The organism is Bacillus sp. JKS001846 (assembly GCF_900176455.1).
GTDB classification, from domain to species: Bacteria; Bacillota; Bacilli; order Bacillales; family Bacillaceae_G; genus Bacillus_A; species Bacillus_A cereus.
This window is the reverse complement of record NZ_FWYG01000001.1, coordinates 120,026-145,000: the sequence shown is the minus strand read 5'-3', so window position 1 is coordinate 145,000 and position 24,975 is coordinate 120,026. Positions and strand designations below refer to the sequence as shown.

Below are 24,975 nucleotides of genomic sequence, written 5' to 3'. Positions count from 1 at the left end.
TGATATTGAATTTTGGTACAGTTTGTACAGGATAGGCGGGAGCCATTGAAACCGGAGCGCTAGCTTCGGTGGAGGCGCTGGTGGGATACCGCCCTGACTGTATTGAAATTCTAACCTACGGGTCTTATCGACCCGGGAGACAGTGTCAGGTGGGCAGTTTGACTGGGGCGGTCGCCTCCTAAAGTGTAACGGAGGCGCCCAAAGGTTCCCTCAGAATGGTTGGAAATCATTCGTAGAGTGCAAAGGCATAAGGGAGCTTGACTGCGAGACCTACAAGTCGAGCAGGGACGAAAGTCGGGCTTAGTGATCCGGTGGTTCCGCATGGAAGGGCCATCGCTCAACGGATAAAAGCTACCCCGGGGATAACAGGCTTATCTCCCCCAAGAGTCCACATCGACGGGGAGGTTTGGCACCTCGATGTCGGCTCATCGCATCCTGGGGCTGTAGTCGGTCCCAAGGGTTGGGCTGTTCGCCCATTAAAGCGGTACGCGAGCTGGGTTCAGAACGTCGTGAGACAGTTCGGTCCCTATCCGTCGTGGGCGTAGGAAATTTGAGAGGAGCTGTCCTTAGTACGAGAGGACCGGGATGGACGCACCGCTGGTGTACCAGTTGTTCTGCCAAGGGCATAGCTGGGTAGCTATGTGCGGAAGGGATAAGTGCTGAAAGCATCTAAGCATGAAGCCCCCCTCAAGATGAGATTTCCCATAGCGTAAGCTAGTAAGATCCCTGAAAGATGATCAGGTTGATAGGTTCGAGGTGGAAGCATGGTGACATGTGGAGCTGACGAATACTAATAGATCGAGGACTTAACCATATAATATGTAGCAATGTTATCTAGTTTTGAAGGAATATGCATTAAAATTTCTTCTTGACATTTCGAAAGAAATGTTTATAATGATAAAAGTCTGGTAATGATGGCAGAGAGGTCACACCCGTTCCCATACCGAACACGGAAGTTAAGCTCTCTAGCGCCGATGGTAGTTGGGACCTTGTCCCTGTGAGAGTAGGACGTTGCCAGGCTAATATTATTCCGCAGTAGCTCAGTGGTAGAGCTATCGGCTGTTAACCGATCGGTCGTAGGTTCGAGTCCTACCTGCGGAGCCATTATGCTTCCATAGCTCAGCTGGTAGAGCACTTCCATGGTAAGGAAGAGGTCACCGGTTCAAGCCCGGTTGGAAGCTTGGGAATAGGTTTAAAACTTTTTTGGCCCGTTGGTCAAGTGGTTAAGACACCGCCCTTTCACGGCGGTAACACGGGTTCGAATCCCGTACGGGTCACCACTTTTGGAGGATTAGCTCAGCTGGGAGAGCACCTGCCTTACAAGCAGGGGGTCGGCGGTTCGATCCCGTCATCCTCCACCATATATATTTAAAATGTCGGAGGGGTAGCGAAGTGGCTAAACGCGGCGGACTGTAAATCCGCTCCTTCGGGTTCGGCAGTTCGAATCTGCCCCCCTCCACCATTTTCTTTAAAATAACCTGAGAGGGTTTATTTTTTTGAAAAGATAACCATACTAGTAAATATTAATGGGCTATAGCCAAGCGGTAAGGCAACGGACTTTGACTCCGTCATGCGCTGGTTCGAATCCAGCTAGCCCAGCCATTTACGAGCCATTAGCTCAGTTGGTAGAGCATCTGACTTTTAATCAGAGGGTCGAAGGTTCGAGTCCTTCATGGCTCATCATTTTTGCGGAAGTAGTTCAGTGGTAGAATACAACCTTGCCAAGGTTGGGGTCGCGGGTTCGAATCCCGTCTTCCGCTTAATTAATAAGGGGCCTTAGCTCAGCTGGGAGAGCGCCTGCCTTGCACGCAGGAGGTCAGCGGTTCGATCCCGCTAGGCTCCATCTAAATAAAAAAGCTTACATCATATGATGTAAGCTTTTTTTGTGTTTAAAAAGACAACTTTTATACTTGTCGTTTAAAATGAAGAAAACGTAAAAATAAGGGATGGGGAGATAATTGTGAAAGTTGTTATTGCATCTGATTCATATAAAGAAAGCCTAAAAGCTATAGAAGTATGTGGAGCTATTGAAAGAGGTTTTAGAGCAATTTTTCCTAATGCAGAGTATGTGAAAATACCAATTGGAGATGGAGGAGAAGGGACGGTTGAATCACTTGTTGATGCTACAGGGGGGAGAATTATATCAATTAGTGTGACAGGACCGCTTAGAGAAGGTATACAAGCTTTTTATGGCATTTCTAAAGATAAAAAGACAGCGTTTATTGAAATGGCAGCAGCATCAGGATTACAGCACGTTCCAGTTGAAAAGCGCAACCCACTTATTACAACGACAAAAGGAACAGGAGAACTTATATTACATGCGCTAGATCAAGGAGTGGAGTACATAATTTTAGGACTTGGAGGAAGTGCTACAAATGATGGTGGGGCAGGTATGTTAGCAGCTTTAGGAGTAAGATTTATAAATGACAAGGGTGAAGTAATAGATCCATCTGGAGGCATATTACATTCGATTGTTGCTATTGATTTTTCACGAATGGACCCCCGCTTAAAGGGGGTAAAGATAGAAGCGGCATGTGATGTGGATAATCCATTAGTCGGAATGCAGGGAGCATCTTTCATATTTGGGAGACAAAAGGGTGCAAATGTAGAGATGATGAAAGAGCTAGATGAGAATTTACAACATTATGCGAATATGCTTAAACGATATGTATCTTTTGATGTATCTGAAATACCTGGTGCAGGGGCAGCGGGAGGAATGGGAGCGGCTGTTATTTCAGTGTTAAAGGGAGACTTGCGGAGGGGCATTGAAATTGTATTAGATTATACAAATTTCGATAAACATATAGAAGATGCAAATCTCATTATAACTGGTGAAGGTAGAATAGATAAACAAACTGCATATGGAAAGGCTCCTGTGGGTGTTGCGGGGCGTGCAAAACGTTTTTCTGTGCCTGTAATTGCTATTGGAGGGTCTGTATCATCTGATTATTCAGCTGTGTACGAGAAAGGAATAGATGCGGTATTTAGTATTACAACGAGACCGATGACACTAGAAGAAGCATATAAAGTAGCAGAAGAAAATATTGAAATGACAACAAAAAATATTGCAATAGTATGGAAAATAGCATCAGAAAAACACTTCTAAATGTAGGAGTGTTTTATTATTATTATTTAATAATAGTGATTGCGATTGTTTCATTAAGTTAACTTTATACATAGAATAGTCTTGAAATTTGGTTTTCAGTATGAATATAAGTGAATAAATTGTATATCCATACAGAAAAATGTCGAGTTGAGTCAGACTATATAAAAGATTTAAAATATTTAGTGAAGGCATAAAAGGGGGATACTATCTATGAAAAAAGAAATCTCAGTTATTGGAGTTCCAATGGATTTAGGACAGATGCGTCGTGGAGTTGATATGGGACCGAGCGCGATCCGTTATGCAGGGGTAATTGAAAGAATTGAAGAAATTGGATATGACGTTAAAGATATGGGAGATATATGTATAGAGAGAGAAAAAGAGATAGATGAAAATACAAAATTAAGAAACCTTACACAAGTTGCAACTGTATGTAATGAATTAGCAAGTAAGGTGGATCATATTATAGAAGAAGGTCGTTTTCCACTTGTATTAGGTGGTGACCATAGTATTGCTATCGGTACATTAGCTGGTGTAGCAAAACATTATAAAAACTTAGGCGTTATTTGGTATGATGCACACGGTGATTTAAATACAGAGGAAACTTCACCATCTGGAAATATTCATGGTATGTCACTTGCAGCAAGTTTAGGTTATGGACATTCTTCACTTGTAGATTTATACGGAGCATATCCAAAGGTGAAAAAAGAGAATGTCGTAATTATCGGTGCGCGTGCATTGGATGAAGGAGAAAAAGATTTCATTCGCAATGAAGGTATTAAAGTGTTCTCAATGCATGAAATTGATCGTATGGGGATGACGGCTGTTATGGAAGAAACAATCGCATATTTATCTCATACTGATGGTGTACACTTATCATTAGATTTAGACGGTCTTGATCCTCATGATGCACCAGGTGTTGGAACGCCTGTAATTGGCGGTCTATCTTATCGTGAAAGTCATTTGGCGATGGAAATGTTAGCAGAAGCTGATATTATCACATCTGCTGAATTTGTTGAGGTAAATACGATTTTAGATGAGAGAAATAGAACGGCAACAACAGCAGTTGCTTTAATGGGTTCTTTATTCGGTGAAAAACTAAAATAAATGTAAGAAAAGCAACTGAGAAGTTGCTTTTTTTATTTGAAAATAGGCGTATAATAATGATTTATATTATACTGTACAATAAAAATGTTTGACATCTTACCAATTTGAGCTAAAGGGGGTTGTTTGTAATTGTCGTTTGTTTCATGTATGGTATAATTAACTAGTTGTTGGAAATACATACAGATAGAGCATAAAACAATATTTCAATATATGGATAGAATTGCTCGTAAGTAGGAGGAAGGGATAGCATGCCTTTTGAAGATACGACCATTTTGAAATATCTTAGTACGGCATTAGATATTGCCATTGTATGGTTTATTATATATAAGCTAATTCTTATAATCCGAGGGACGAAAGCTGTTCAACTTTTAAAAGGGATTACAGTTATTATCGTCGTTAAGATGATCAGTATTTTCCTTGAATTGCGTACGCTATCTTGGCTAACTGAACAAGTATTAACGTGGGGATTTTTAGCCGTTATTATTATCTTTCAGCCAGAATTGCGAAGAGCACTTGAGCAGCTAGGGCGCGGAAGTTTATTTTCGCGTGTTGGAACGCATGAGGATGATGAACCTGAAATGGTTGCAACAGCGATAGCAAAAGCAACCGAATATATGGGGAAACGTAGAATTGGTGCATTAATTACTTTGTCAAAAGAGACCGGTATGGGTGATTATGTGGAAACGGGTATTCCGCTGAATGCAAACGTATCATCGGAATTACTTATTAATATTTTTATTCCAAATACACCTCTTCATGACGGAGCGGTAATTATGCAAGGAAGTACAATTAAAGCAGCAGCATGCTATCTTCCATTATCAGAAAGTCCGTTTATTTCTAAAGAATTAGGAACTAGACATCGTGCTGCAATGGGAGTTAGTGAAGTTACTGATAGTATTACAGTAGTTGTGTCTGAAGAAACTGGTCAAATTTCTTTAACGAAAAATGGTAAGTTGCATCGTGATTTGAAGACAGAACAGCTGAAGGATATGTTATTAGCTGAATTTAGTGGAAACGAAAAAACGACTTCTTCGTCTTTATGGAATTGGAGGAGAAAGCGTCATGGATAAGTTAATGGAGAATCATTGGTTTTTAAAAGGGATCTCATTACTATTGGCGTGTATGCTTTTTATGTCAGCGACGTTAACTGAAAAAAATACGACATCAGGTATATTACCTTTTGCAAATGATACGAAAGAAACATTAACTAATTATGCTATTAATCTTAAGTATGATGAGGAGAAATATATTGTAAGTGGTATTCCGGCAGAGGGCGTTAAAGTAAAATTAGAAGGCCCAAAAGCATCAGTTGCTACAGCAAAAGCAAAAAAACAATTTGACATACCGGTTGATTTGCGAGATAGTCCAAAAGGAACTTATGAGATTTCTTTAAAAACGAACGGGCTTCCAGATGATGTGAAAGGAACAGTTCAGCCATCAACAATTAAAGTTACTCTTCATGAAAAGGCGAGAAAATATGTTCATGTAGATCTGAAATTATCAAATGAGGATCAGATGCCAGCGGGGGCTACTCTAGAAAAATCAAGCCTTAAACCGGATACTGTTGAGGTAGTTGGGACGAAAGAAGAAATTGAAAGCATTTCATCTGCCAAAGCGTATGTTGATTTAAAAGGTGTTAATAAAACTGTTACAAAAACGCCCGAAGTTACATTATACAATAAAGAAGGAAAACGTTTAAATGTAAGAACAAGTCCATCTAAGATTAGTGTAACGTTGAATGTGGCAACGCAAAATACAGCCAATAATACTGAAAAAACTGTTCCTGTAACGTATACGAAGAAGGGGAGTTTAGCAGAAGGATTGGCGGTTACAAATATCAGTGTTGAACCGAGAGAAGTAACGATAGCTGGTCCAAAAGATATTTTGGATAATATACAATCGCTAGAGGGGGTCGAAGTAGATCTTAGTCAATTGACAGAGTCTACAACATTCGATGCCTCTGTTTTATTACCCAAGGGTGTAACAAGTGCCAAACCGAATCAAGTGAAGGTTTCGGTGGGAGTGCAAAAAACAAAACAAACGAAAACAAAAACGATTGATGGTATCCCAATCCAGAAAAATGGACTTTCTAAAGATGTTACTGCTCAGCTACTTTCGCCGCAAGATGGAAAGATAAGTGTTGATATTTCAGGAGAAGCAAGTATAGTAGATAAAATAACAGCTGCTCAAATAACAGCGGTAATTAATCTGCAAAATGTATCTCCAGGAACGAAAGATATTTCAATTCAAGTGAGTGGTCCTGGTAATATTTCAATAGAGCCAAAACAAAAAAGTGCTAAAGTTACTATTGTGAAGAAAGAAAAACCAGATAAAGAAGTACAGGGTAACGGTCAACAACCGGATTCAAACACCGATCAAGAAAATCAAAATGAGAAACCAAAAAATCCTGAACCTGATTCAGAAAAAGAACAGGAAAAGAATCAAAACCAAAATCAAAATCAAGATAAAGAAACGAGTCAAGAACCAACAGTAGATAATCACAATCAAAAAGAGCAAGAAAAAGGAGCGAATCATAATGGGTAAATATTTTGGTACAGATGGAGTACGCGGAGTTGCAAATAAGGAGTTAACACCTGAATTAGCTTTCAAAATTGGACGTTTTGGTGGTTATGTATTAACAAAAGATACAGATCGTCCAAAAGTAATTATTGGTCGTGATACACGTGTATCTGGCCATATGTTAGAAGGAGCTTTAGTAGCAGGGCTATTATCAACTGGAGCAGAAGTAATGCGCCTTGGCGTTATTTCTACACCGGGCGTTGCTTATTTAACAAAAGCACTAGACGCACAAGCGGGTGTTATGATTTCTGCATCTCATAATCCAGTACAAGATAACGGTATTAAATTCTTTGGTTCAGACGGCTTTAAATTAACAGATGAGCAAGAAGCTGAGATTGAAGCTTTATTAGACAAAGAAGTTGATGAACTACCACGTCCGACAGGTACTAATCTTGGACAAGTGAGTGATTACTTTGAAGGTGGACAAAAATATTTACAGTACATTAAACAAACTGTTGAAGAAGATTTCTCTGGCTTACATATCGCTTTAGATTGTGCACATGGTGCAACTTCTTCTCTTGCTCCATACTTATTTGCAGACCTAGAAGCTGATATTTCAACGATGGGAACTTCTCCAAATGGTATGAATATTAATGAGGGTGTAGGATCTACACATCCAGAAGGCTTAGCTGAATTGGTAAAAGAAAAAGGTGCGGATATCGGACTTGCTTTTGATGGCGATGGCGACCGTTTAATTGCTGTAGACGAAAAAGGAAACATCGTTGACGGTGATCAAATTATGTTCATTTGTGCGAAGTACATGAAAGAAACTGGTCAATTAAAACATAATACAGTTGTTTCAACTGTTATGAGTAACTTAGGTTTCTACAAAGCACTTGAAGCAAATAATATTACAAGTGATAAAACAGCAGTTGGTGACCGCTACGTAATGGAAGAAATGAAGCGCGGAGGTTACAACCTAGGTGGAGAACAATCAGGCCATATTATCTTACTTGATTACATTACAACTGGTGATGGAATGTTAAGTGCACTTCAACTTGTAAACATCATGAAAATGACGAAAAAGCCATTATCTGAGCTTGCAGGGGAAATGACGAAATTCCCACAATTGCTAGTAAACGTTCGTGTAACAGATAAAAAATTAGCATTAGAAAATGAAAAAATTAAAGAAATTATTCGTGTTGTAGAGGAAGAAATGAACGGTGATGGCCGTATTCTTGTTCGCCCATCTGGAACAGAGCCACTTATTCGTGTAATGGCAGAAGCACCAACACAAGAAGTTTGTGATGCATATGTACATCGCATTGTAGAAGTTGTGAAAGCCGAAGTTGGCGCTGAATAATTAGCTGAATTTATATGAAAAAGGAGCACAAGAAGTGCTCCTTTTTCATATGTTTTATAGACGATGAAAAAAATTTCATTGACGGTTTATCCATGTTTGTTATAAGATGGTCTTGTTCTTTTTCTCAAAGGAAATATTGTAAATTATAAAAGCGCCAGAACTACAAATAGTGTAGTTGACGAGGTGGGGTTTATCGAGATTTCGGCGGATGACTCCCGGTTGTTCATCACAACCGCAAGCTTTTACTTAAATCATTAAGGTGACTTAGTGGACAAAGGTGAAAGTGTGATGAGAGAAGAGGAACGGATGAAAACTAGCTGTATAAGTATATACGGACTTAAACCCAATCGAGAGGAAGGTGAAAGCCGTTACAAGCTTACAGGGCTAGCAATATGTAATCCGTTTTTTAGTATAAATAAAAATGGTATCGGACTATGTCGTTACATGTTCGCAGAGCAGTGTAAGCATTTGTAACGGCGACTAAACATGTGTGGAATCGTAGGATTTATTGGAGAGCAAGATGCAAAGGAAATTTTATTAAAAGGTTTAGAAAAGCTAGAATATCGTGGATATGATTCAGCAGGTATTGCAGTACAAGCAGAGAACGGTGTTGTTGTATACAAAGAAAAAGGCCGTATCGCAAAACTTCGTGAAATCGTAGATGAGAACGTAGCAGCAAGCGTAGGTATCGGACACACACGCTGGGCTACACACGGTGTTCCAAGTAAAGTAAACGCGCATCCGCATCAAAGTACATCAAAACGCTTTACATTAGTTCATAACGGTGTAATTGAAAACTATGAATTAGTGAAAAAGGAATATTTACAAGATGTAACGTTCGTAAGTGAAACAGATACAGAGGTTATCGTACAGCTTATGGAACAACAAGTGAGCACAGGATTAAGTGTAGAAGAAGCGTTCCGTAATACGCTATCTCTTTTACATGGCTCTTATGCAATCGGATTACTTGATGCTGAAAATCCAAACATGATTTATGTTGCTAAAAACAAAAGCCCGCTATTAGTAGGTGTTGGTGACAACTTTAATGTTGTGGCAAGCGACGCTATGGCGATGTTACAAGTTACAGATCAATTCATTGAGTTAATGGATAAAGAAATCGTAATCGTAACGAAAGAAAGTATTACAATTAAAAACTTACAAGGTGAAACGATTGAACGTGCACCATTTACAGCGGAATTAGACGCAAGTGATATTGAAAAGGGAACATATCCTCATTTCATGCTTAAAGAAATCGATGAGCAACCACTTGTAATCCGTAATATAATTCAAAAGTATCAAGATGAAAATGGCGAAATTGAATTAAATCAAGACATCCGCAATGCGATTTTAGATAGCGATCGCATTTACATCATTGCATGTGGAACGAGTTATCATGCAGGTCTTGTTGGAAAACAATTTATCGAGAAGTTTGCAAAAATGCCAGTTGAAGTACACGTGGCAAGTGAATTCTCCTACAACATGCCATTATTAACAGAAAGACCATTCTTCATTTACATTTCACAAAGTGGTGAAACAGCTGATAGCCGTGCAGTACTTGTACAAACAAATGAAATGGGGCATAAAGCATTAACAATTACAAACGTGCCTGGTTCTACGCTTTCTCGTGAAGCTGATTATACACTTCCGTTATACGCTGGACCAGAAATTGCAGTTGCATCAACGAAAGCTTACACAGCACAGCTTGCAGTACTTTCAATTTTAGCGGCTGATATTGCTAAAGCAAAAGGTGAAGTTCTTGATTTCGATTTAACACACGAACTAGGACTTGTAGCAAATGCAATGATAGAACTTTGTGATCAAAAAGAAGAAATGGACGCATTAGCAAAACAATTTTTAGCAACAACGCGTAACTGTTTCTTCATCGGCCGTAGCGTAGACTTCTACGTAGGATTAGAAGGTGCGTTAAAACTAAAAGAAATCTCTTACATCCAAGCAGAAGGATTCGCTGGAGGAGAGTTAAAACACGGTACAATCGCTTTAATTGAAAATGGTACACCAGTTATCGCACTTGCTACACAAGAGCACGTAAACCTTGGAATTCGTGGTAACGTGAAAGAAGTAGTAGCACGTGGGGCTAACCCATGTATCATCTCAATGAAAGGCTTAGAAATGGAAGGTGACAGCTTCGTATTACCAGCTGTACACGAAGCGCTAGCACCGCTAGTAGCAGTTATTCCATTACAACTTATCTCATACTACGCAGCACTTCACCGCGAGTGTGACGTTGATAAGCCACGTAACTTAGCTAAGTCTGTTACTGTTGAGTAGGAGATTGGTAGGTTAATAAATATAGTTATAGCTTTAAAATAAATTTACAAATTTGCACCCCTTTAGATATTTTATCTAAAGGGGTATTTTTGTGTCGAAAAAGAACATCTAAAATTGATAAGCGGAAAGAGCCCTATAGATTAAAGTTTTACTTTATCGGATTCACTTTTATTTATCTGAATTTTCCGTTACTATTTTAAGTATCCGTGAACAATTTCCTTTATTACGACAAGAAGAGACGGTAGATTCATGGACATTACAAGGGGGCTTATTATATGAAAGTGAAAGCAAAAACATATTTAAGTATAGAAGAGATTATTTCATTACCAACCGTATCAAGTACAAACATAAGTGATGATGGTAAAAACGTAGCATTTGTTAAGAAGACGGCTGATTGGAAAGACAATACATATAGGAATCATGTATGGATATATGAAAAAGATAAGAAGCAGAGTTACCCATTATCAAATGGTGATATAGATAGTACACACCCATTATGGTCTCCAGATGCTAGGTGTATCGCATATCTTAGTCCAGTTGGTGATGGGGAAAATCAGATATTTGTTAAGTCACTAGATGATTATAGAGAGGTTCAAATTACTGATAAGAAAGAAGGAGTCAGTACATTCAAATGGGGTCCTACTGGCAAGGGTCTTTATTATGTTACGCAGTCAAAAGAATGTGAAGAGATAAAGAAACGTAAGGACCTATATGGAGATTTTCAACATATAGGTAAGGAACACCAGAATAATTGTTTATATTACATTGAAATAGAAAAGGTGATACAAAGTGATACAGATGAACACGAGAACAGAGTTGTTTATCAATTAACGGATGGTAAGGATTTTCATATCCATGAATTTGATATTTCAAATGATGGTAAAAAGGTTGTATTTATGGCGGCACCAAGCTCAAATATGGCAGATTATATAAATGGAGATCTATACATACTCCATATTAAAGCTGGAGAGCTACAAAAGCTGAATGTGGATAAGTTGTTGGGAGGGAGTGTTTGCTTTTCTCCTGACGGCAGTAAAATATGTTACACAGCAAGCATAAGAGAGAAGGATTACTATAGAAACCATATACAAGATAGTACGTTAGAGATATATGATATGAATACTGGAGAGGTAATTCAGCCTCTAACAAACTTTGATAGTACAGTTATGCCATTACAGTGGACAGCTAAAGGAATTTTAATTAGATGGCAGGATAAAACGAATTATCGTATTGGATTACTAGCTGAAGATGGCACTGTGGAAGCATTAAGCGACAAGATAGATGGCTTTATAATGGATGCCTCTATAACAAAGGATGGAAATCATATAACCTATAATAAGGCTATAACAAATGAAACCTTTGAAATCTATTTAGACGATAAAAAAATAACGGATGAAAATAGCTTTTTCAAAGGGAAACTTAAAAGTAACAGGGAAATCATCTCATGGAAAAGTAGTGATGGTCTTGAAATAGAAGGTGTTTTATCAACGCCAGTAGAGTTTGACACTAATAAAAAATATCCTTTATTAGTAGTAATTCACGGCGGTCCGGCTTGGGCATCTTTTCCGATATTTTCAGACTGTTTCAATGAGAAATATCCGATTGAACAGTTTGTTGAAAAAGGCTTTATCGTTTTAGAACCAAATTACAGAGGAAGTTCAGGTTATGGTAATGAATTTTTAAAAGCTAACTATAGAAAACAGGGGATTGCTGACTACGACGATGTTATATCAGGAGTTGATAAACTAGTTGATCAAGGGATAGTAGATAAAGATAGAGTAGGAGTTATGGGATGGAGCAATGGTGGATATGTATCAGCTTTTTGTTCTACATTTAGTAGCAGGTTTAAAGCTATTTCAGTTGGCGGTGGAATAACTAACTGGAGTACCCATTATGTAAATACAGATATACCTTACTTTATTAGAATGTATTTAGGAAATACTCCATGGAATGATCCAGATATATATACGAAGACATCACCTATGACGTATATTAAATCAGCTTGTACGCCTACCTTAATTCAACATGGGGAAAAGGATGCAAGAATTCCGATTACAAATGCATATGATCTATATCAAGGATTAATGGATATGGAAGTTGATACAGAATTAATTATATTTAAAGGAATGGCATATAGTTCTGACCAACCAGGAGTTCATGTGGCTATTATGAAGCAGAACTTGATGTGGTTTTCACACTATATGCTTGAAGAGAGTATGGAGGGTTTTAGGACTTTGTAATAGATGTTTGTACAAGACATATGATTGAAACGGTCTTCATATTGAGATGATTTATTATAAAATATATACTTAAACTACTATCAGTACATACATCAGGGAGGACTAATATGACAGGAAATAAAAATGACTTACTAGTAGAAAAACGTGAAGAGTTATTGAAAGTATTGCAAGCTCGTTTTGAGAAAAATATGAACCGCCATGAAGGTCTTGAATGGGCTAAAGTTGAAGCGAAGCTGACTACTAATAATGAAAAATTGTGGTCACTTAACGAAATGGAAGTAACTGGTGGTGAGCCGGATGTTATTGGTTATGATGAAGAAAAGGACGAATATACTTTCTATGATTGTTCAAAGGAGAGTCCTAAAGGCCGCAGAAGTCTTTGTTATGATCTTGAAGCGTTAGAATCAAGAAAAAAGCATAAACCAGAAAATAACGCTATTGATGTGGCGGCCGCTATGGGTATTGAGTTATTAACGGAAGAACAATATCGAGAGTTACAACAACTTGGAGATTTTGATATGAAATCATCGAGTTGGGTACAAACACCTTCAGATATTAGAGAGCTTGGTGGAGCTCTATTTTGCGATTATCGCTTTGGACATGTTTTCGTGTACCACAATGGAGCAGACTCTTACTATGCTGCCAGAGGTTTTCGTGGTTCGTTAAAAGTTTAAATTAGGATAAATAAGAAAAAGAGCCTATATTCAGGCTCTTTTTCTTATTTATATTTTAAAAGTAAATTGTTACTACGCAGTTTTACTTAATTTATATGTTCTGTGGTTGTTTTTGCGGAAAAGTTTAGGGAAAACATAGCCATCTAATCCAATACGTCCAGCGTTCTGCCCTGCAACTAAAATGAACATAGTCAAAATAAGCAGGTTTGGGTTTACACTAACAGTTCCGCTTAATAAAAATGAAAGATTCATTATGATTCCGAAAAATGCAGCTGTTTTTGTTAATCCGCCTAAAATCAAACCTAGACCTACTAAAATTTCTCCCCATTGAACTAAAAAGCTAAATAGGTCTGCGTTTGGAAGGACAAAATGTTGAAGAAAATCTGCCCACCAACTTTGTACTGCAGGATGGTCACCTGATGCTTGAGCAATAGCACCCTTTAGAAAACCGCTTGCGTCAAAAGATTGTCCGAAGACTTTGCCTATCCCAGCAGCGAGCCATGTATATCCTATGTAAAGCCGTAAAAGTAATAATATGAAAGTAGCACGTTTATCAGTTCTTAAAAAATTGATAACCATTGAAATCCCTCCAATATTGTATTTACACGTTTATTATATATCCAATGTGAAAAGATTCACAATGGAGAGAATGTGAACAAGGATAGGTTGTGAATAATTGTTTTATTTTTTGTAACATTTTATCTGCTTTGATAAACTAAGAATAGAGATATATGTAAAGGAGACAAAGACTCAATATGTGGATGAACTTGTAATGATTAGAAACTACTAGATAGATAAATTTTTCTCTCATAAGCGAGGGTTTATTTAGTTATCTGTAAATCATTCAAGGAATGCATATTTGGCTTGTACATCCCTTTTATAAGGATAGGTGCCTATTTTATGTATCTGTCTTTTTTGTGGGAAAGTTTATATCTCTTATATAAAATATGCGTCCTTTAAACTTGGAGGAGTATATGATGAACCAATTAAAAAATAAAGTAGCAGTTATTACAGGGGTAAGTCGTCTAGATGGTATAGGGGCAGCGATTTGTAAAGAATTAGCTGAATCAGGATACGATATATTTTTTACGTATTGGACAGCTTACGATAAAGAGATGCCTTGGGGCGTTGATAAAAATGAACAAATACAATTAAAAGAAGAGTTACTAAAAAACCGTGTTAAAGTATCAAGTATGGAGTTAGATTTAACTCAGAATGATGCACCAAAAGAGCTTATAAATAAAGTTACTGAACAATTAGGGTACCCTCATATATTAATTAATAATGCAGCATATTCTACGAATAATGATTTCTCTACGTTGACTGTTGAAGAATTAGATAAGCATTATATGGTAAATGTTCGTGCGACTACGCTGTTAAGTAGTCAATTTTCCCGGGGATTTGATAAGAAATCTGGTGGTAGAATTGTTAATATTACTTCGGGGCAATTTCAAGGTCCTATGGCAGGAGAACTAGCTTATGCGACAACGAAGGGAGCTATTGATGCTCTTACTAGTACGTTGTCAGCAGAGGTAGCTCATTTAGGAATAACAGTGAATGCAATTAATCCAGGACCAACCGATACAGGATGGATGACTGAAGAGATAAAACAAGGGTTAAAGCCGATGTTTCCTTTTGGCAGAATTGGTGAGCCAAGGGATGCAGCTAGACTCATTAAATTTTTAGTAAGTGAAGAGGCCGAGTGGATTACTGGGCAAGTTATTCATTCAGAAGGTGGATTTAAAAGATAAAAAAGAAGGCATCTCACCAGGGTGAGATGCCTTCTTTTTTAATCTTTCTTCAATCTTCGTGCAACACCATTCCCTAAAGACTGTAATCCTTGAACGAGGATAATTAAAATAAAGACGGTTGCATACATTACTTCAGGCTCGTAGCGTAAATGTCCGAAGCGGTATGCTAAATCCCCTAGCCCGCCAGCACCTACAAGGCCAGCCATTGCTGTTGCGCCGATTAAGCCGATCGTTGCAATTGTTAATCCGAGTACAAGGGAGGGACGTGCTTCTTTCACCATAACGTGCCAAATGATTTTTATAGTAGAAACGCCCATCGCTTGGTAGGCTTCAATGACACCGCGATCGACTTCTAGTAAAGCTGTCTCCATTAAACGTGCGATATAAGGGGCTGTGAAGACGACAAGCGGTACGATAACACCTTGCACGCCAATGGACGTTCCCATTAGAAACTTTGTAAAAGGTAAAATAAAGAATAATAGAATGATAAATGGAAGAGAGCGAATGATATTAATAATTGTATTAAGAATAGGATAGATGATTTTATTTTCACGCTGTCCACCAGGTCTCGTTAAAACAAGTGTGACGCCAAGTGGTAATGCAATAAGGATCGAGATGAGTAATGAGATAGATGTCATTTGAAAGGTTTGGATTGTGGCTTCCCATATGACTTTACCCCATTCATCCAAAAAGGACTTGTTTCCCATAATCTGTTCTACCTCCTTCTACGATGATTCCTTGCTCTTGTAAAAATGATAAAGCACGGTGGATTTCATTTTGTTCCCCTTGCATATGAACGACTAGTTTCCCATATGCTTCATGTTTTAACTGCGTAATATTACCGGATAAAATATTCGGATACACTTGGAAACGTTTTGTGGCAACGGCTAAGGCAGGTTCCCCTGAAGTAGTGCCAATAAATGAAAGTGTTACAATTTCTCCAGTACTTTGTAGTTCTTTCTGTACCTCTTTTGGAATTTTCGCTGCAAATGCGCTATTTAAAAATTTCTTCGTGGTTACATGTTGTGGGTTTGTGAAAATATCTTTTACAGTCCCACTTTCGACTACAGATCCATGTTCCATAACAGCAACGCGGTCACATATACGCTGGATGACATTCATTTCATGTGTAATGAGTAAAATCGTAATTCCGATTTCTTCGTTAATCTTTAATAACAAATCAAGGATAGAATCGGTTGTTTCGGGATCTAATGCGCTCGTTGCTTCATCACTTAATAACACTTCAGGTTCATGTGATAGCGCACGAGCAATTGCAACACGCTGTTTTTGACCACCAGAAAGTTCGCTTGGATACGCATCTTTTCTATTAAAAAGATCGACAATGCGTAAATACTTTTCTACTCTTTTTTCAATTTCTGCTTTTGGAATGCCAGCAAGCCGTAACGGTAATGCGATATTTTCATAAACGGTAACAGTTTTAAGTAAATTGAATCCTTGGAAGATCATTCCGATTTTTTGTCTCGATTTTGCTAGTTCTTTTGTCGATAACGTTGTTAAGTCTTGCTCGTTTACAATGATATTTCCTGTCGTTGGTTTTTCTAATAAATTTACACATCGAATCAATGTACTTTTACCAGCGCCACTATACCCAATGATTCCAAATACCTCGCCTTTTTCTACTTTAAGGGAAGTAGACTTAAGAGCCTCAACATTCCCTTTTTTTGTTGTAAATACTTTGGATATGTTTTTTAATTCAATCATTATCGTAAGCTCCTACCAAGATGGTAAAACTGAACCATCAAATTTTTTCTCGATAAACTCTTTTACTTCTTTAGATTGATAAGCTTTCTTTAATTTGTTTACAACGGCATCATCTTTATTTTCAGTACGAACAACGACCCAGTTCACATATGGTGAATCTTTTCCTTCGCGGAAGATAGAATCTTTCGCTGGACTTAATTTTGCACCTAATGCAAAGTTTGTGTTAATTGCAGCTGCTTTCACTTCACTTAGTTGTGTTGGTAATTGAGATGCCTCTAATTCGACAATCTTTAATTTTTTTGGATTTTCAATTACATCTTTTGCAGTCGCTTTTTCTGTAGCCTTTGGATCAACTTTTAAAACCCCTGCTTTTTCAAATAATTTTAAAGCTCGAAGTTCATTCGTTGGGTCATTTGGTACAGCAATTGCGTCGCCCTCTTTTAAGTCTTTTACATCTTTTATATCTTTAGAATATACGCCCATAGGGAATGTTACTGTTGAAAATACTTCAGCTAATTTCATATTGCGTTCAGCTTTAAATACATCTAAATACGATTTCGTTTGGTAGCTATTTACATCAAGGCTTTTTTCATCTAAAGATACGTTTGGCGCTACATAATCATTAAATACTTTTATATCAATTTCGAGACCATCTTTTGCTGCAACTTCTTTTACCTTTTCAAAAATTTGTTCATGTGGTCCACCTGTTACACCGACAGTAATCTTTTTCTCGTCTAATGCTTTTACCTCTTTATCTGAACTCACGCTACATGCGCCTAATAATAATACTGCTCCGCTTACAATGCTTAATAATACCTTTTTCATCTATAAATCCCCCCTTCATATACGTTCCAAAATAAAAAGCACCTCCCAAAAATAAGAGAGGTGCCGAATAGACGAAATAGATTCCTCTCTTATCTTCCAAAACGAAAACTCGTTTTGCAGGAATTAGCACCTTAGCTTATACGTCATAAGCTCGGTTGCCGGGCATCATCGGGCCAGTCCCTCCGCCACTCTTGATAAGAGTATGTGTATGTAGTTTTGAATATGGTACTAATAGTAAATCGTACAAAAAGAATTGTCAATGATATTTTCGGAATATATTTTATTTTAAGATAATCGAAACGTTCCCCTTTTTATGTCCTTTTTCTACATATATATGAGCTTCAGCAATTTCTTCTAATCGGTAAGTTCTATCAATAACAGGTTTTAGCTTTTCTGTTTCAGCTAGTTGTTTTAGTAGGTTCATATCTTCTTTACTGACCTTTGCCATCATTCCGTTCACAGATACATATTTTCCATTAGGCATTAATGCATCTGTACAAAGAGACTTTTTATATTTTCCAACTGCATCAAATATAATATCGTAGTGCTCGCCCTGCTTAGTAAAATCTTCTTTCATATAATCAATTACGTTGTCTGCCCCTAAAGTTGTTACTAGATCGAAATTCGAACTACTACAAATGGCTGTGACAGTCGCCCCGAAGTATTTAGCAAGTTGTATGGCAGCTGTCCCTACTGACCCAGAGGCGCCGTATATAAGTACTCGTTGCCCTTTTTTTATCTGTCCTTTTCTAAGGAAGTGCAATGCTGAAGTTCCGCCAAAAGGAATAACGGCAGCTTCTTCATATGTCACATTGGTAGGTTTTAATGCTATTAATCCACTTTCATGCACGCATGTGTATTCCGCATAACCACCAAGGTTTAGTTCTGTTAATGCAAAAACTTGATCTCCTTTTTTAAATTGTGTTACATCTGTTCCAATGTCTTCGATTTCACCGGATAACTCTACGCCAAGTATAGGTTTTCTCGGTTTTCTGAAACCTAATATGATCCGCATAGGAATCCAAAATAAGAGGGGGCTATTAAAGCCACGTATTCTACAATCTCCAGTCGATACACTTGTTGCGTGAATTTTAACTAATACTTCATTTTTTTTAGGTTTAGGCTTTTCTACATTTTGAAGCTGGAGAACATTAGGTGGTCCGTACTTTGTACAAATAATCGCTTTCATAATGACCTCCTGAAATGAGTTGTTATTATTTACATCATATTTAAACTTTTTCTCAAACATGTTGTTATATAGGAAATAAATTTAAAGATAAATATTACGAATTATATAGATTTAATAGGAAAAGAGATGATATTATTTTGGGGAAGGAGGGGACGTTATGAAAAAACTTATTTTAATTTCAAGTTTAGTACTTGCAGTCGGTCTAGGAGTAGGGTGTAGTAATGAGAAAACAAAAAAGACTGATGAACCGAAAAAAGAAGCTGTGCAGAAAGAAAAGGAATTAACAGCGAAGGATGTTTTCAATAAAGCGAATGAAGCTTTTAAAAACGAAGAAAATGTAACGATGACATATGATGTGGGAATAAAGGCTGAAGGAACAGAGATGAATGTAATAAAGGCTAAAATGCAACTAGAGCCGAAGAAAAAAAATTCTCGTTCTGAAATGAATGTTTCTGGTACAGAGGTTGTTGTTTATGATGTGGGTGGCAAAATTGCTGGTCAGTTGAAAAATCCTAATACAGGTGAAGTTATGTCTGTACCAGAGGAACAATTAAATGCTAACGGAATGAACGCGACTCAAGGAATGGTAGATAATTTAGAGATTCCATCGGAAATTTTAAATAAAGTGAAGATGGAGAAAAGTGGAGATAATTATAAGCTGAAGTTTGCATTAAAAGGGCAAGAGACAGAGAGTATGCTAGCTAGTATGGATGAAAAGCAGAAAAAAATGCTACAAGGCCAAAATGCAAAGATAGAAGAAATAGATGGGGAATATATTATTACAAAAGATTTTAAATATGAATCAGCAAAGATAGATATGGTTATGAGTAGCAATGGTGAGGATAAAGCGCACATTATTACGGATGCAAAGTTTACATCGTATGATAAATTTGATCCAATACAATTGCCAGCAGCAAAGTAATCACTGTCAAGAGAGGTACCTGAAAGAAAGGGTATCTCTTTTTGTTGCTAATAAGGAGAGTGTCCTTTGAAAAAAAGAAAGATAGCAGTGGTCATTGTCGCATATACGGTTTTGCTTGCAACGTCTGTACATACGTATAAAAAACAAATTGATCATCCTATTATGAGTGATGTAGGTAAATTGCTTCCGACAAAAATAAAACGTGTTGAAAGTGCTACGGAAGAGCACTCGTTAATAAAATTAGTGCGAGATGCAAAAGTTTCAGGAGAGAAAATTTCCATCGCAGGCATGCAACATAGCCAAGGAGGACAGACATATTATCCGAATGGCACGATGCTCGATATGAAAGGATATAATAAAATATTAGAATTTGATCCAGAGAAGAAGCGGATTACAGTTCAAAGTGGTGTCACCTGGAATGATATTCAGAAGAAAATAAATCCTTATGGCCTTGCGGTACAGGTCATGCAGTCTCAAAATATTTTTACTGTTGGCGGTTCATTAAGTGTAAATGTACACGGGCGTGATATTCGTCATGAGGCACTGATTGATACAGTAGATTCATTTAGATTGTTAATGGCAGATGGCACGGTACGTAATGTAAGTAGAGAAGAAAATGCAGAGTTATTTCCATATGTCATTGGGGGTTACGGTTTATTTGGAGTTATTTTAGATGTGACGCTGAAGTTAACAGATGATGAATTATATGAAATGCACACGAGAATGATAGATTATAAAGAATACGCATCTTATTTCAAAGAGAAAGTGAAAAGAGATGAGAATGTTCGTATGCACTTAGCGCGTATTTCTGTTGCTCCAAATTCATTTTTAAAAGAGATGTATGTGACAGATTATACTTTGGCACAAAATCAAAATATGAGAGAAGAGTACAGTGAATTAAAGGAAGAAAATATTATAGCTGCACCGAAATTTTTGCTTGGGTTATCACGTTATAGTGATTGGGGAAAGAATACATTTTGGGATATACAAAGAGGTTATTTTGAACGTACAGATGGAAAGTATGAGACGCGTAATAATGTTATGAGATCAGATAGTGCTTTTATGGAATATGAAAATCCAAATAGGACCGAAGTGTTACAAGAATACTTTGTACCTATAGATGCTTTCACAGAGTATATAGATGATTTACGTAACGTATTAAATGAAGATGAGTTTAATTTACTCAACATTACGATTCGTTACGTGGAAAAGAATGAAAATGCAGTTTTGTCCTATGCGAAAGATGATATGTTTGCGCTGGTTCTTTTGATTAACCAGGGACGCTCAGAGAGTGAGATAAAGAAAACAGAGGATGTCATTCGAAAGATGATTGATATTACTTTAAAGCATAATGGTAGTTACTATTTGCCGTATTATTCTTATCCAACGAAAGAGCAGTTAAAGAGGGCATATCCTCGCATTGAAGAATTTCTCAAGAAAAAGAAGGAAATAGATTCAGAAGAGAGATTTGTGAATTTATTTTATAGGGAGTATACGAAATGACATATAGAAGATTTGTGGCTTCGCAAAGTATCATCATGATGGCAGGAAGTATGGTATTTCCTTTTTATATATTATTGCTTCGAAACGTTGGAAATAGCTTCTCGCAATTTGGCTGGGCGTATGGCTTATTTGCTTTAACATCAGCACTTGTATATCCACTAGTGGGAAAGGTATCTGATCAAGTAGGGGATAAAAAATTATTAATCATATATGCTTGGTCCATGGCAATCTTAATGCTTTGCTTTCCAATTGCCACGGAAGTTTGGCATGTGTATATTCTTCAAATTGTAATGGGCGTTTTAGGTGCTGTGCAGCGTAATACTGAGAAGACTTCGTTAGCACGAAAGGTTGCGCAGGAAAAGGCTGGTTATGAGATTGGAAAATACCATGTGTGGACATCCATTGGCGGAGCAGTAGCGGTTATTGCCACGGGATATTTAGTAGATTTCTTTACGATTGGTACAATTTTTTATATTGCATCTATTCTATATGTAGTGAGCGGGATTGTATTAAGTAGTAAAAAAATATAACTATTCCTATTTTCACCTTAATAACCTTTATTTGTTATACTAAAAGGGAATACAAAAGAAAAGGGGACAGTGCCTTTGATGAAATTTGTAGTTTTAGCTATTCTTACTTTGTTTTTGATTCCATGGACAAGAAGTAGTAGTAAGCTTCGAGCAGTGGATAAGAAGGGAGATAAGAAGGTTGTAAAGGGTAAGAAATCATCTATTTTAGTTATTCCTGTTTTATTTTGGATAGGTATTGCAATCTATGAATACTTTTGGCTAATTGATGATCGAGTAGATTCGATTCTTACTCATTATTCTGTTGCAGTAGCAATTTTAATTGGGCTTGTTTTATTTTCACAAGATCAAATAGGGAAATTAGAAGGTGCATTAAAAGGACTTCTAATGTTTATTTTACTCGCAAGTTACGGCTACTTTGGTTATTTGCACGATATAGTAATCTCGCAAAAGAAATATGATTCTGTTGTTAAGGTAGAGAAAGATATTTCAGAGCCATTTACTGAAAATGACCAGCCGTTTACAGTGCCGCCAAAGACAGCGGAGAATAAGATGAAAAAAGTATTTGGTGATATTCCAAAAGTAGCTTATTTTGAGCTAGGAGAATTAACGCCACAAATGGTAAACGGCGAAGCTTTATATGTAGCGCCGATTGAAGTTTCAGGGTTTTTTAAAGCACGTAAAGCTGAGACAATTCCAGGGTATGTAACGATGTCAGGTACGAATCCTGATGCGGAAGCGAAACTGCACCTCGGTTATAAAATGAAATATGTGCCAAGCATGTTTTTTGGTAATAATTTAGAGCGTGTGGTAAGGCAAGCAGAACCAAATTTAATCTTTAAAGGAAAACCTAAATTTGAGGTTGATGATAAAGGAAAACCATATTATACAATGACGTACGGTGAATTTATTTCAGGAAGATCTGGATTTGAGGTAGAAGGTGTTGTCGTAGTAGATGCACAAACAGGTGAAGTGAAAAGATATGATAAAGGAAAGGCACCTAAATTTGTTGATGGTGTATTAAATCATGAGACTGCATCTACGTTAAATACGTACTTTGGTAAATATATTCACGGATTTTGGAATACGAAATTCTCACAAACAGATATGAAAATTCCGACTGAGTGGGGAACGAAAGAAGGCGTGACCCCGATTTTTGGTAAAGATGGAACACTGTATTATTTTACAGACTTTACTTCTCCAAAAGAAGGAGTAGATTCAGCTCTAGGCTATTCATTAGTAGATGCACGCACAGGCAAGCTATATTATTATAATGGAAAAGAAGTAAAGGGGATTATGGATGGTTCAGCAGCTACAGAAGTAGTGGATAATTCCTTTAAGAGAGAGAAATGGCATGGGACAATGCCTGTCATTTATAACGTATACGGAAAACCAGCTTGGATTATTCCGGTTGTTGATGACGGAGGCCTAGTACGTGCGCATACAGTTGTATATGCTGCTAATGCAAAAATATTTGCGACAGGTTCTTCGCAGAAAGAAGCGCTTGAGAATTATAAAAACGTAATGAGCGGTAATGGTGATACATTTAGACCAACCTCAACAGGAAAAGAAGCGCAAAAAGAAGGTATTGTACAACGTGTATATAAAGAAAAATCAGGTGAAAATACAATCGTGTACGTACTTTTAGAGAATGAACAAAAGGTATTTATGATACCAGTGAAGAAATTCCCATATGCTATGTTTACAGAAGTAGGAGACCCAATTCAAATTACATATTTAGATACGGGAGAGACGATGGCCTCGGTATCTAAATTTACGAATAGCAATGTGAAAAAGTAAAGCGGTAGAATTTCTATCGCTTTTTTTACATTATGAAAGAGGAAAATGCACTGTACTTGACGTATGTTTATGATGTAACTATAATTGTTACGATTCAGTGTGTATAGGAAAGGGTGAATTGAAAAAGTGAATGAAGTTAATCACGAAATATATAAACCTGTAAAGGCAAACAGGTTGTGGATGATTCTTGTATTAGGGACACTTACGGCGATTGGGCCATTATCTATTGATATGTATTTGCCTTCATTACCGAAGTTAACGGATGACTTGCAAACAGGTGCATCGCTAGCGCAGCTTACATTAACAGCTTGTTTGCTTGGGTTGTCAGTAGGGCAATTATTTGTTGGCTCAATTAGTGATATTTACGGAAGACGCAAACCACTTATTATTGCTCTTATTATTTATGTTGCTTCTTCTTTACTTTGTGCTGTTGCGCCATCTATTTGGACATTAGTATTATTGCGCTTCCTACAAGGAGCTTCAGGATCAGCCGGGATTGTTATATCACGTGCGATGGTAAGAGATATGTACTCAGGTTCTGAAATGACGAAGTTTTTCTCACTGCTTATGTTAGTAAACGGAGCAGCACCTATTTTGGCACCGATTATTGGGGGTCAATTGTTACAGTTTACAACGTGGCGCGGTGTTTTCATCGTTCTTGGAGCAATTAGCGTATTCATGTTAATCTCAGCTACTTTTGTATTGCGTGAAACATTACCTCCTGAAGAAAGAGAAACGGGTGGTTTGTCAGGGACTTTGGCGACGTACGGAAAATTGTTAAAGGACCGTCTGTTTATGGGATATGCATTGTCACAAGGATTAGTAACAGCGGCAATGTTTGCATACATTTCGGGCTCACCATTTGTGTTGCAGAACATATACGGAGCATCACCACAGCAATTTAGTTTATTCTTTGCGATTAACGGCATCGGTATTATTATTGCTAGTCAGGTAACGGGTCGTTTAGCGGGGAAAGTGAATGAGAAGACATTATTTGTTGCGGGTATTATTATCGCAGCTGTTGGTGGCCTATCTTTACTACTGACAATCGTACTAGGAATAGGTTTAATTGGTGTTTTATGTTCGTTATTCCTTGTCGTATCAAGTGTCGGGGTTGTATCAACAACTGGGTTCTCATTAGCGATGAGAAATCAGAAACAAGCTGCAGGAACAGCATCAGCTTTATTAGGTTTATTACAGTTTATTTCAGGAGCTCTTGTTGCTCCGCTAGTAGGTATCGGTGGAAGTAATACAGCATTACCGATGGGTATTGTTATTGCGCTTTGTGAAGTAGGAGCAGTGTTATGTTATCTATTTATGGCCAGAAGAAGTGAGAAACAGTTTGAACTGCAGCAAAAACAAAATCTAGAGGCTTAACAAAAAAGAACTGATTCAAAGGGAATGTTTGAATCAGTTCTTTTTTCATTTCTTTGAAATACC

At 37.4% G+C, this 24,975-nt stretch carries 20 protein-coding genes, 9 tRNA genes, 2 rRNA genes and 1 riboswitch (1 of these 32 running past the window's edge); of the genes, 26 read left to right on the top strand and 5 right to left on the bottom strand.

The annotated features are described in order from the left end of the window. The 20 genes from B9A45_RS00825 to B9A45_RS00730 form a co-directional block, all read left to right on the top strand. Positions 1–814: ribosomal RNA gene (locus B9A45_RS00825) — 23S ribosomal RNA — on the top strand; it begins 2,108 nt to the left of the window's first position. A 90-nt stretch (positions 815–904) separates the two neighbouring features. Next, positions 905–1,020 (top strand): 5S ribosomal RNA (rrf, locus tag B9A45_RS00820). Between the two features lie 9 nt (positions 1,021–1,029). Continuing rightward, a tRNA-Asn gene (locus B9A45_RS00815) sits at positions 1,030–1,104 on the top strand. A gap of 4 nt (positions 1,105–1,108) precedes the next feature. Beyond that, positions 1,109–1,181 (top strand) — tRNA-Thr (locus tag B9A45_RS00810). A gap of 24 nt (positions 1,182–1,205) precedes the next feature. Beyond that, positions 1,206–1,280: transfer RNA gene (locus tag B9A45_RS00805), tRNA-Glu, on the top strand. 5 nt (positions 1,281–1,285) lie between these two features. Continuing rightward, positions 1,286–1,361, top strand: a tRNA-Val gene (locus B9A45_RS00800). 17 nt (positions 1,362–1,378) lie between these two features. After that, positions 1,379–1,462 (top strand) — tRNA-Tyr (locus B9A45_RS00795). 65 nt (positions 1,463–1,527) lie between these two features. After that, positions 1,528–1,602 (top strand) — tRNA-Gln (locus B9A45_RS00790). Positions 1,603–1,607: 5 nt separating this feature from the next. After that, positions 1,608–1,680: transfer RNA gene (locus B9A45_RS00785), tRNA-Lys, on the top strand. Between the two features lie 8 nt (positions 1,681–1,688). Beyond that, a tRNA-Gly gene (locus B9A45_RS00780) sits at positions 1,689–1,760 on the top strand. Between the two features lie 10 nt (positions 1,761–1,770). Then, positions 1,771–1,843 (top strand) — tRNA-Ala (locus B9A45_RS00775). Between the two features lie 117 nt (positions 1,844–1,960). Then, positions 1,961–3,106, top strand: coding sequence for a glycerate kinase (locus tag B9A45_RS00770; protein WP_084063807.1), 1,146 nt, complete (start codon positions 1,961–1,963; stop codon positions 3,104–3,106). Between the two features lie 210 nt (positions 3,107–3,316). Continuing rightward, a complete protein-coding gene (rocF, locus tag B9A45_RS00765) occupies positions 3,317–4,210 on the top strand; it encodes an arginase (RefSeq protein WP_000711563.1) in 894 nt (297 codons plus the stop codon). 248 nt (positions 4,211–4,458) lie between these two features. Next, complete coding sequence (gene cdaA, locus B9A45_RS00760) at positions 4,459–5,280, top strand: diadenylate cyclase CdaA (protein WP_001115697.1); 822 nt, start codon at positions 4,459–4,461, stop codon at positions 5,278–5,280. Continuing rightward, positions 5,273–6,754, top strand: coding sequence for a CdaR family protein (locus B9A45_RS00755; protein WP_084063806.1), 1,482 nt, complete (start codon positions 5,273–5,275; stop codon positions 6,752–6,754). Before cdaA ends, B9A45_RS00755 begins: the two co-directional genes overlap by 8 nt. Then, positions 6,747–8,093: a phosphoglucosamine mutase gene (glmM, locus tag B9A45_RS00750; RefSeq protein WP_000521476.1), complete on the top strand. Its 1,347-nt coding sequence runs from the start codon at positions 6,747–6,749 to the stop codon at positions 8,091–8,093. Before B9A45_RS00755 ends, glmM begins: the two co-directional genes overlap by 8 nt. A gap of 288 nt (positions 8,094–8,381) precedes the next feature. Next, positions 8,382–8,567, top strand: a complete 186-nt coding sequence (locus B9A45_RS00745; protein WP_001206405.1) for a hypothetical protein — start codon at positions 8,382–8,384, stop codon at positions 8,565–8,567. A 12-nt stretch (positions 8,568–8,579) separates the two neighbouring features. Beyond that, positions 8,580–10,382 carry a glutamine--fructose-6-phosphate transaminase (isomerizing) gene (gene glmS, locus B9A45_RS00740; protein WP_000334163.1) on the top strand — a complete coding sequence of 601 codons (1,803 nt, stop codon included), beginning with the start codon at positions 8,580–8,582 and terminating at the stop codon, positions 10,380–10,382. A 275-nt stretch (positions 10,383–10,657) separates the two neighbouring features. Then, positions 10,658–12,622: a S9 family peptidase gene (locus B9A45_RS00735; protein WP_000864889.1), complete on the top strand. Its 1,965-nt coding sequence runs from the start codon at positions 10,658–10,660 to the stop codon at positions 12,620–12,622. A gap of 107 nt (positions 12,623–12,729) precedes the next feature. Continuing rightward, entirely contained in the window at positions 12,730–13,296 is a 567-nt protein-coding gene (locus B9A45_RS00730) for a DUF4256 domain-containing protein (protein WP_000147390.1), read from the top strand. A gap of 72 nt (positions 13,297–13,368) precedes the next feature. Here the strand turns inward: B9A45_RS00730 and B9A45_RS00725 are convergent, their stop codons facing one another. Beyond that, positions 13,369–13,875 carry a DoxX family membrane protein gene (locus B9A45_RS00725; protein WP_000236368.1) on the bottom strand — a complete coding sequence of 169 codons (507 nt, stop codon included), beginning with the start codon at positions 13,873–13,875 and terminating at the stop codon, positions 13,369–13,371. Positions 13,876–14,270: 395 nt separating this feature from the next. Between B9A45_RS00725 and B9A45_RS00720 the strand changes: the two genes are divergently transcribed. Then, positions 14,271–15,047, top strand: coding sequence for an SDR family oxidoreductase (locus B9A45_RS00720; RefSeq protein ID WP_141525963.1), 777 nt, complete (start codon positions 14,271–14,273; stop codon positions 15,045–15,047). Between the two features lie 38 nt (positions 15,048–15,085). On the opposite strand, the gene B9A45_RS00715 is transcribed toward B9A45_RS00720, so the two are convergent. The 4 genes from B9A45_RS00715 to B9A45_RS00700 all read right to left on the bottom strand — a co-directional run bounded on the left by B9A45_RS00715 (position 15,086) and on the right by B9A45_RS00700 (position 18,783). After that, positions 15,086–15,754, bottom strand: coding sequence for a methionine ABC transporter permease (locus B9A45_RS00715; protein WP_000527151.1), 669 nt, complete (start codon positions 15,752–15,754; stop codon positions 15,086–15,088). Next, on the bottom strand, positions 15,729–16,769 hold the full coding sequence (locus B9A45_RS00710; RefSeq protein WP_084063804.1) for a methionine ABC transporter ATP-binding protein: 1,041 nt from the start codon (positions 16,767–16,769) through the stop codon (positions 15,729–15,731). The genes B9A45_RS00715 and B9A45_RS00710 overlap by 26 nt, the downstream gene beginning before the upstream one ends. A gap of 12 nt (positions 16,770–16,781) precedes the next feature. After that, entirely contained in the window at positions 16,782–17,594 is an 813-nt protein-coding gene (locus tag B9A45_RS00705) for a MetQ/NlpA family ABC transporter substrate-binding protein (RefSeq protein ID WP_000756992.1), read from the bottom strand. An 86-nt stretch (positions 17,595–17,680) separates the two neighbouring features. Further along, a riboswitch (SAM riboswitch) is annotated at positions 17,681–17,795 on the bottom strand. A 79-nt stretch (positions 17,796–17,874) separates the two neighbouring features. Then, positions 17,875–18,783, bottom strand: a complete 909-nt coding sequence (locus B9A45_RS00700; protein WP_084063803.1) for an NAD(P)-dependent alcohol dehydrogenase — start codon at positions 18,781–18,783, stop codon at positions 17,875–17,877. Positions 18,784–18,940: 157 nt separating this feature from the next. Here B9A45_RS00700 and B9A45_RS00695 point away from each other — a divergent pair, with 157 nt between their 5' ends. The 5 genes from B9A45_RS00695 (at position 18,941) to B9A45_RS00675 (ending at position 24,912) form a co-directional block, all read left to right on the top strand. Beyond that, positions 18,941–19,705, top strand: coding sequence for a DUF6612 family protein (locus tag B9A45_RS00695; RefSeq protein WP_000733614.1), 765 nt, complete (start codon positions 18,941–18,943; stop codon positions 19,703–19,705). A 66-nt stretch (positions 19,706–19,771) separates the two neighbouring features. Beyond that, on the top strand, positions 19,772–21,208 hold the full coding sequence (locus B9A45_RS00690) for an FAD-binding oxidoreductase (protein WP_142263035.1): 1,437 nt from the start codon (positions 19,772–19,774) through the stop codon (positions 21,206–21,208). Further along, a complete protein-coding gene (locus tag B9A45_RS00685; RefSeq protein WP_000222367.1) occupies positions 21,205–21,738 on the top strand; it encodes an MFS transporter in 534 nt (177 codons plus the stop codon). The genes B9A45_RS00690 and B9A45_RS00685 overlap by 4 nt, the downstream gene beginning before the upstream one ends. A gap of 78 nt (positions 21,739–21,816) precedes the next feature. Further along, the gene (locus B9A45_RS00680) at positions 21,817–23,535 is read left to right on the top strand and encodes a DUF3981 domain-containing protein (protein WP_084063802.1); all 1,719 of its coding nucleotides are present in this window, start codon (positions 21,817–21,819) and stop codon (positions 23,533–23,535) included. A 117-nt stretch (positions 23,536–23,652) separates the two neighbouring features. Beyond that, positions 23,653–24,912 (top strand): multidrug effflux MFS transporter, encoded by a 1,260-nt coding sequence (locus B9A45_RS00675; RefSeq protein WP_223153447.1) that lies wholly within the window; start codon positions 23,653–23,655, stop codon positions 24,910–24,912. Positions 24,913–24,975: the final 63 nt, after the last annotated feature.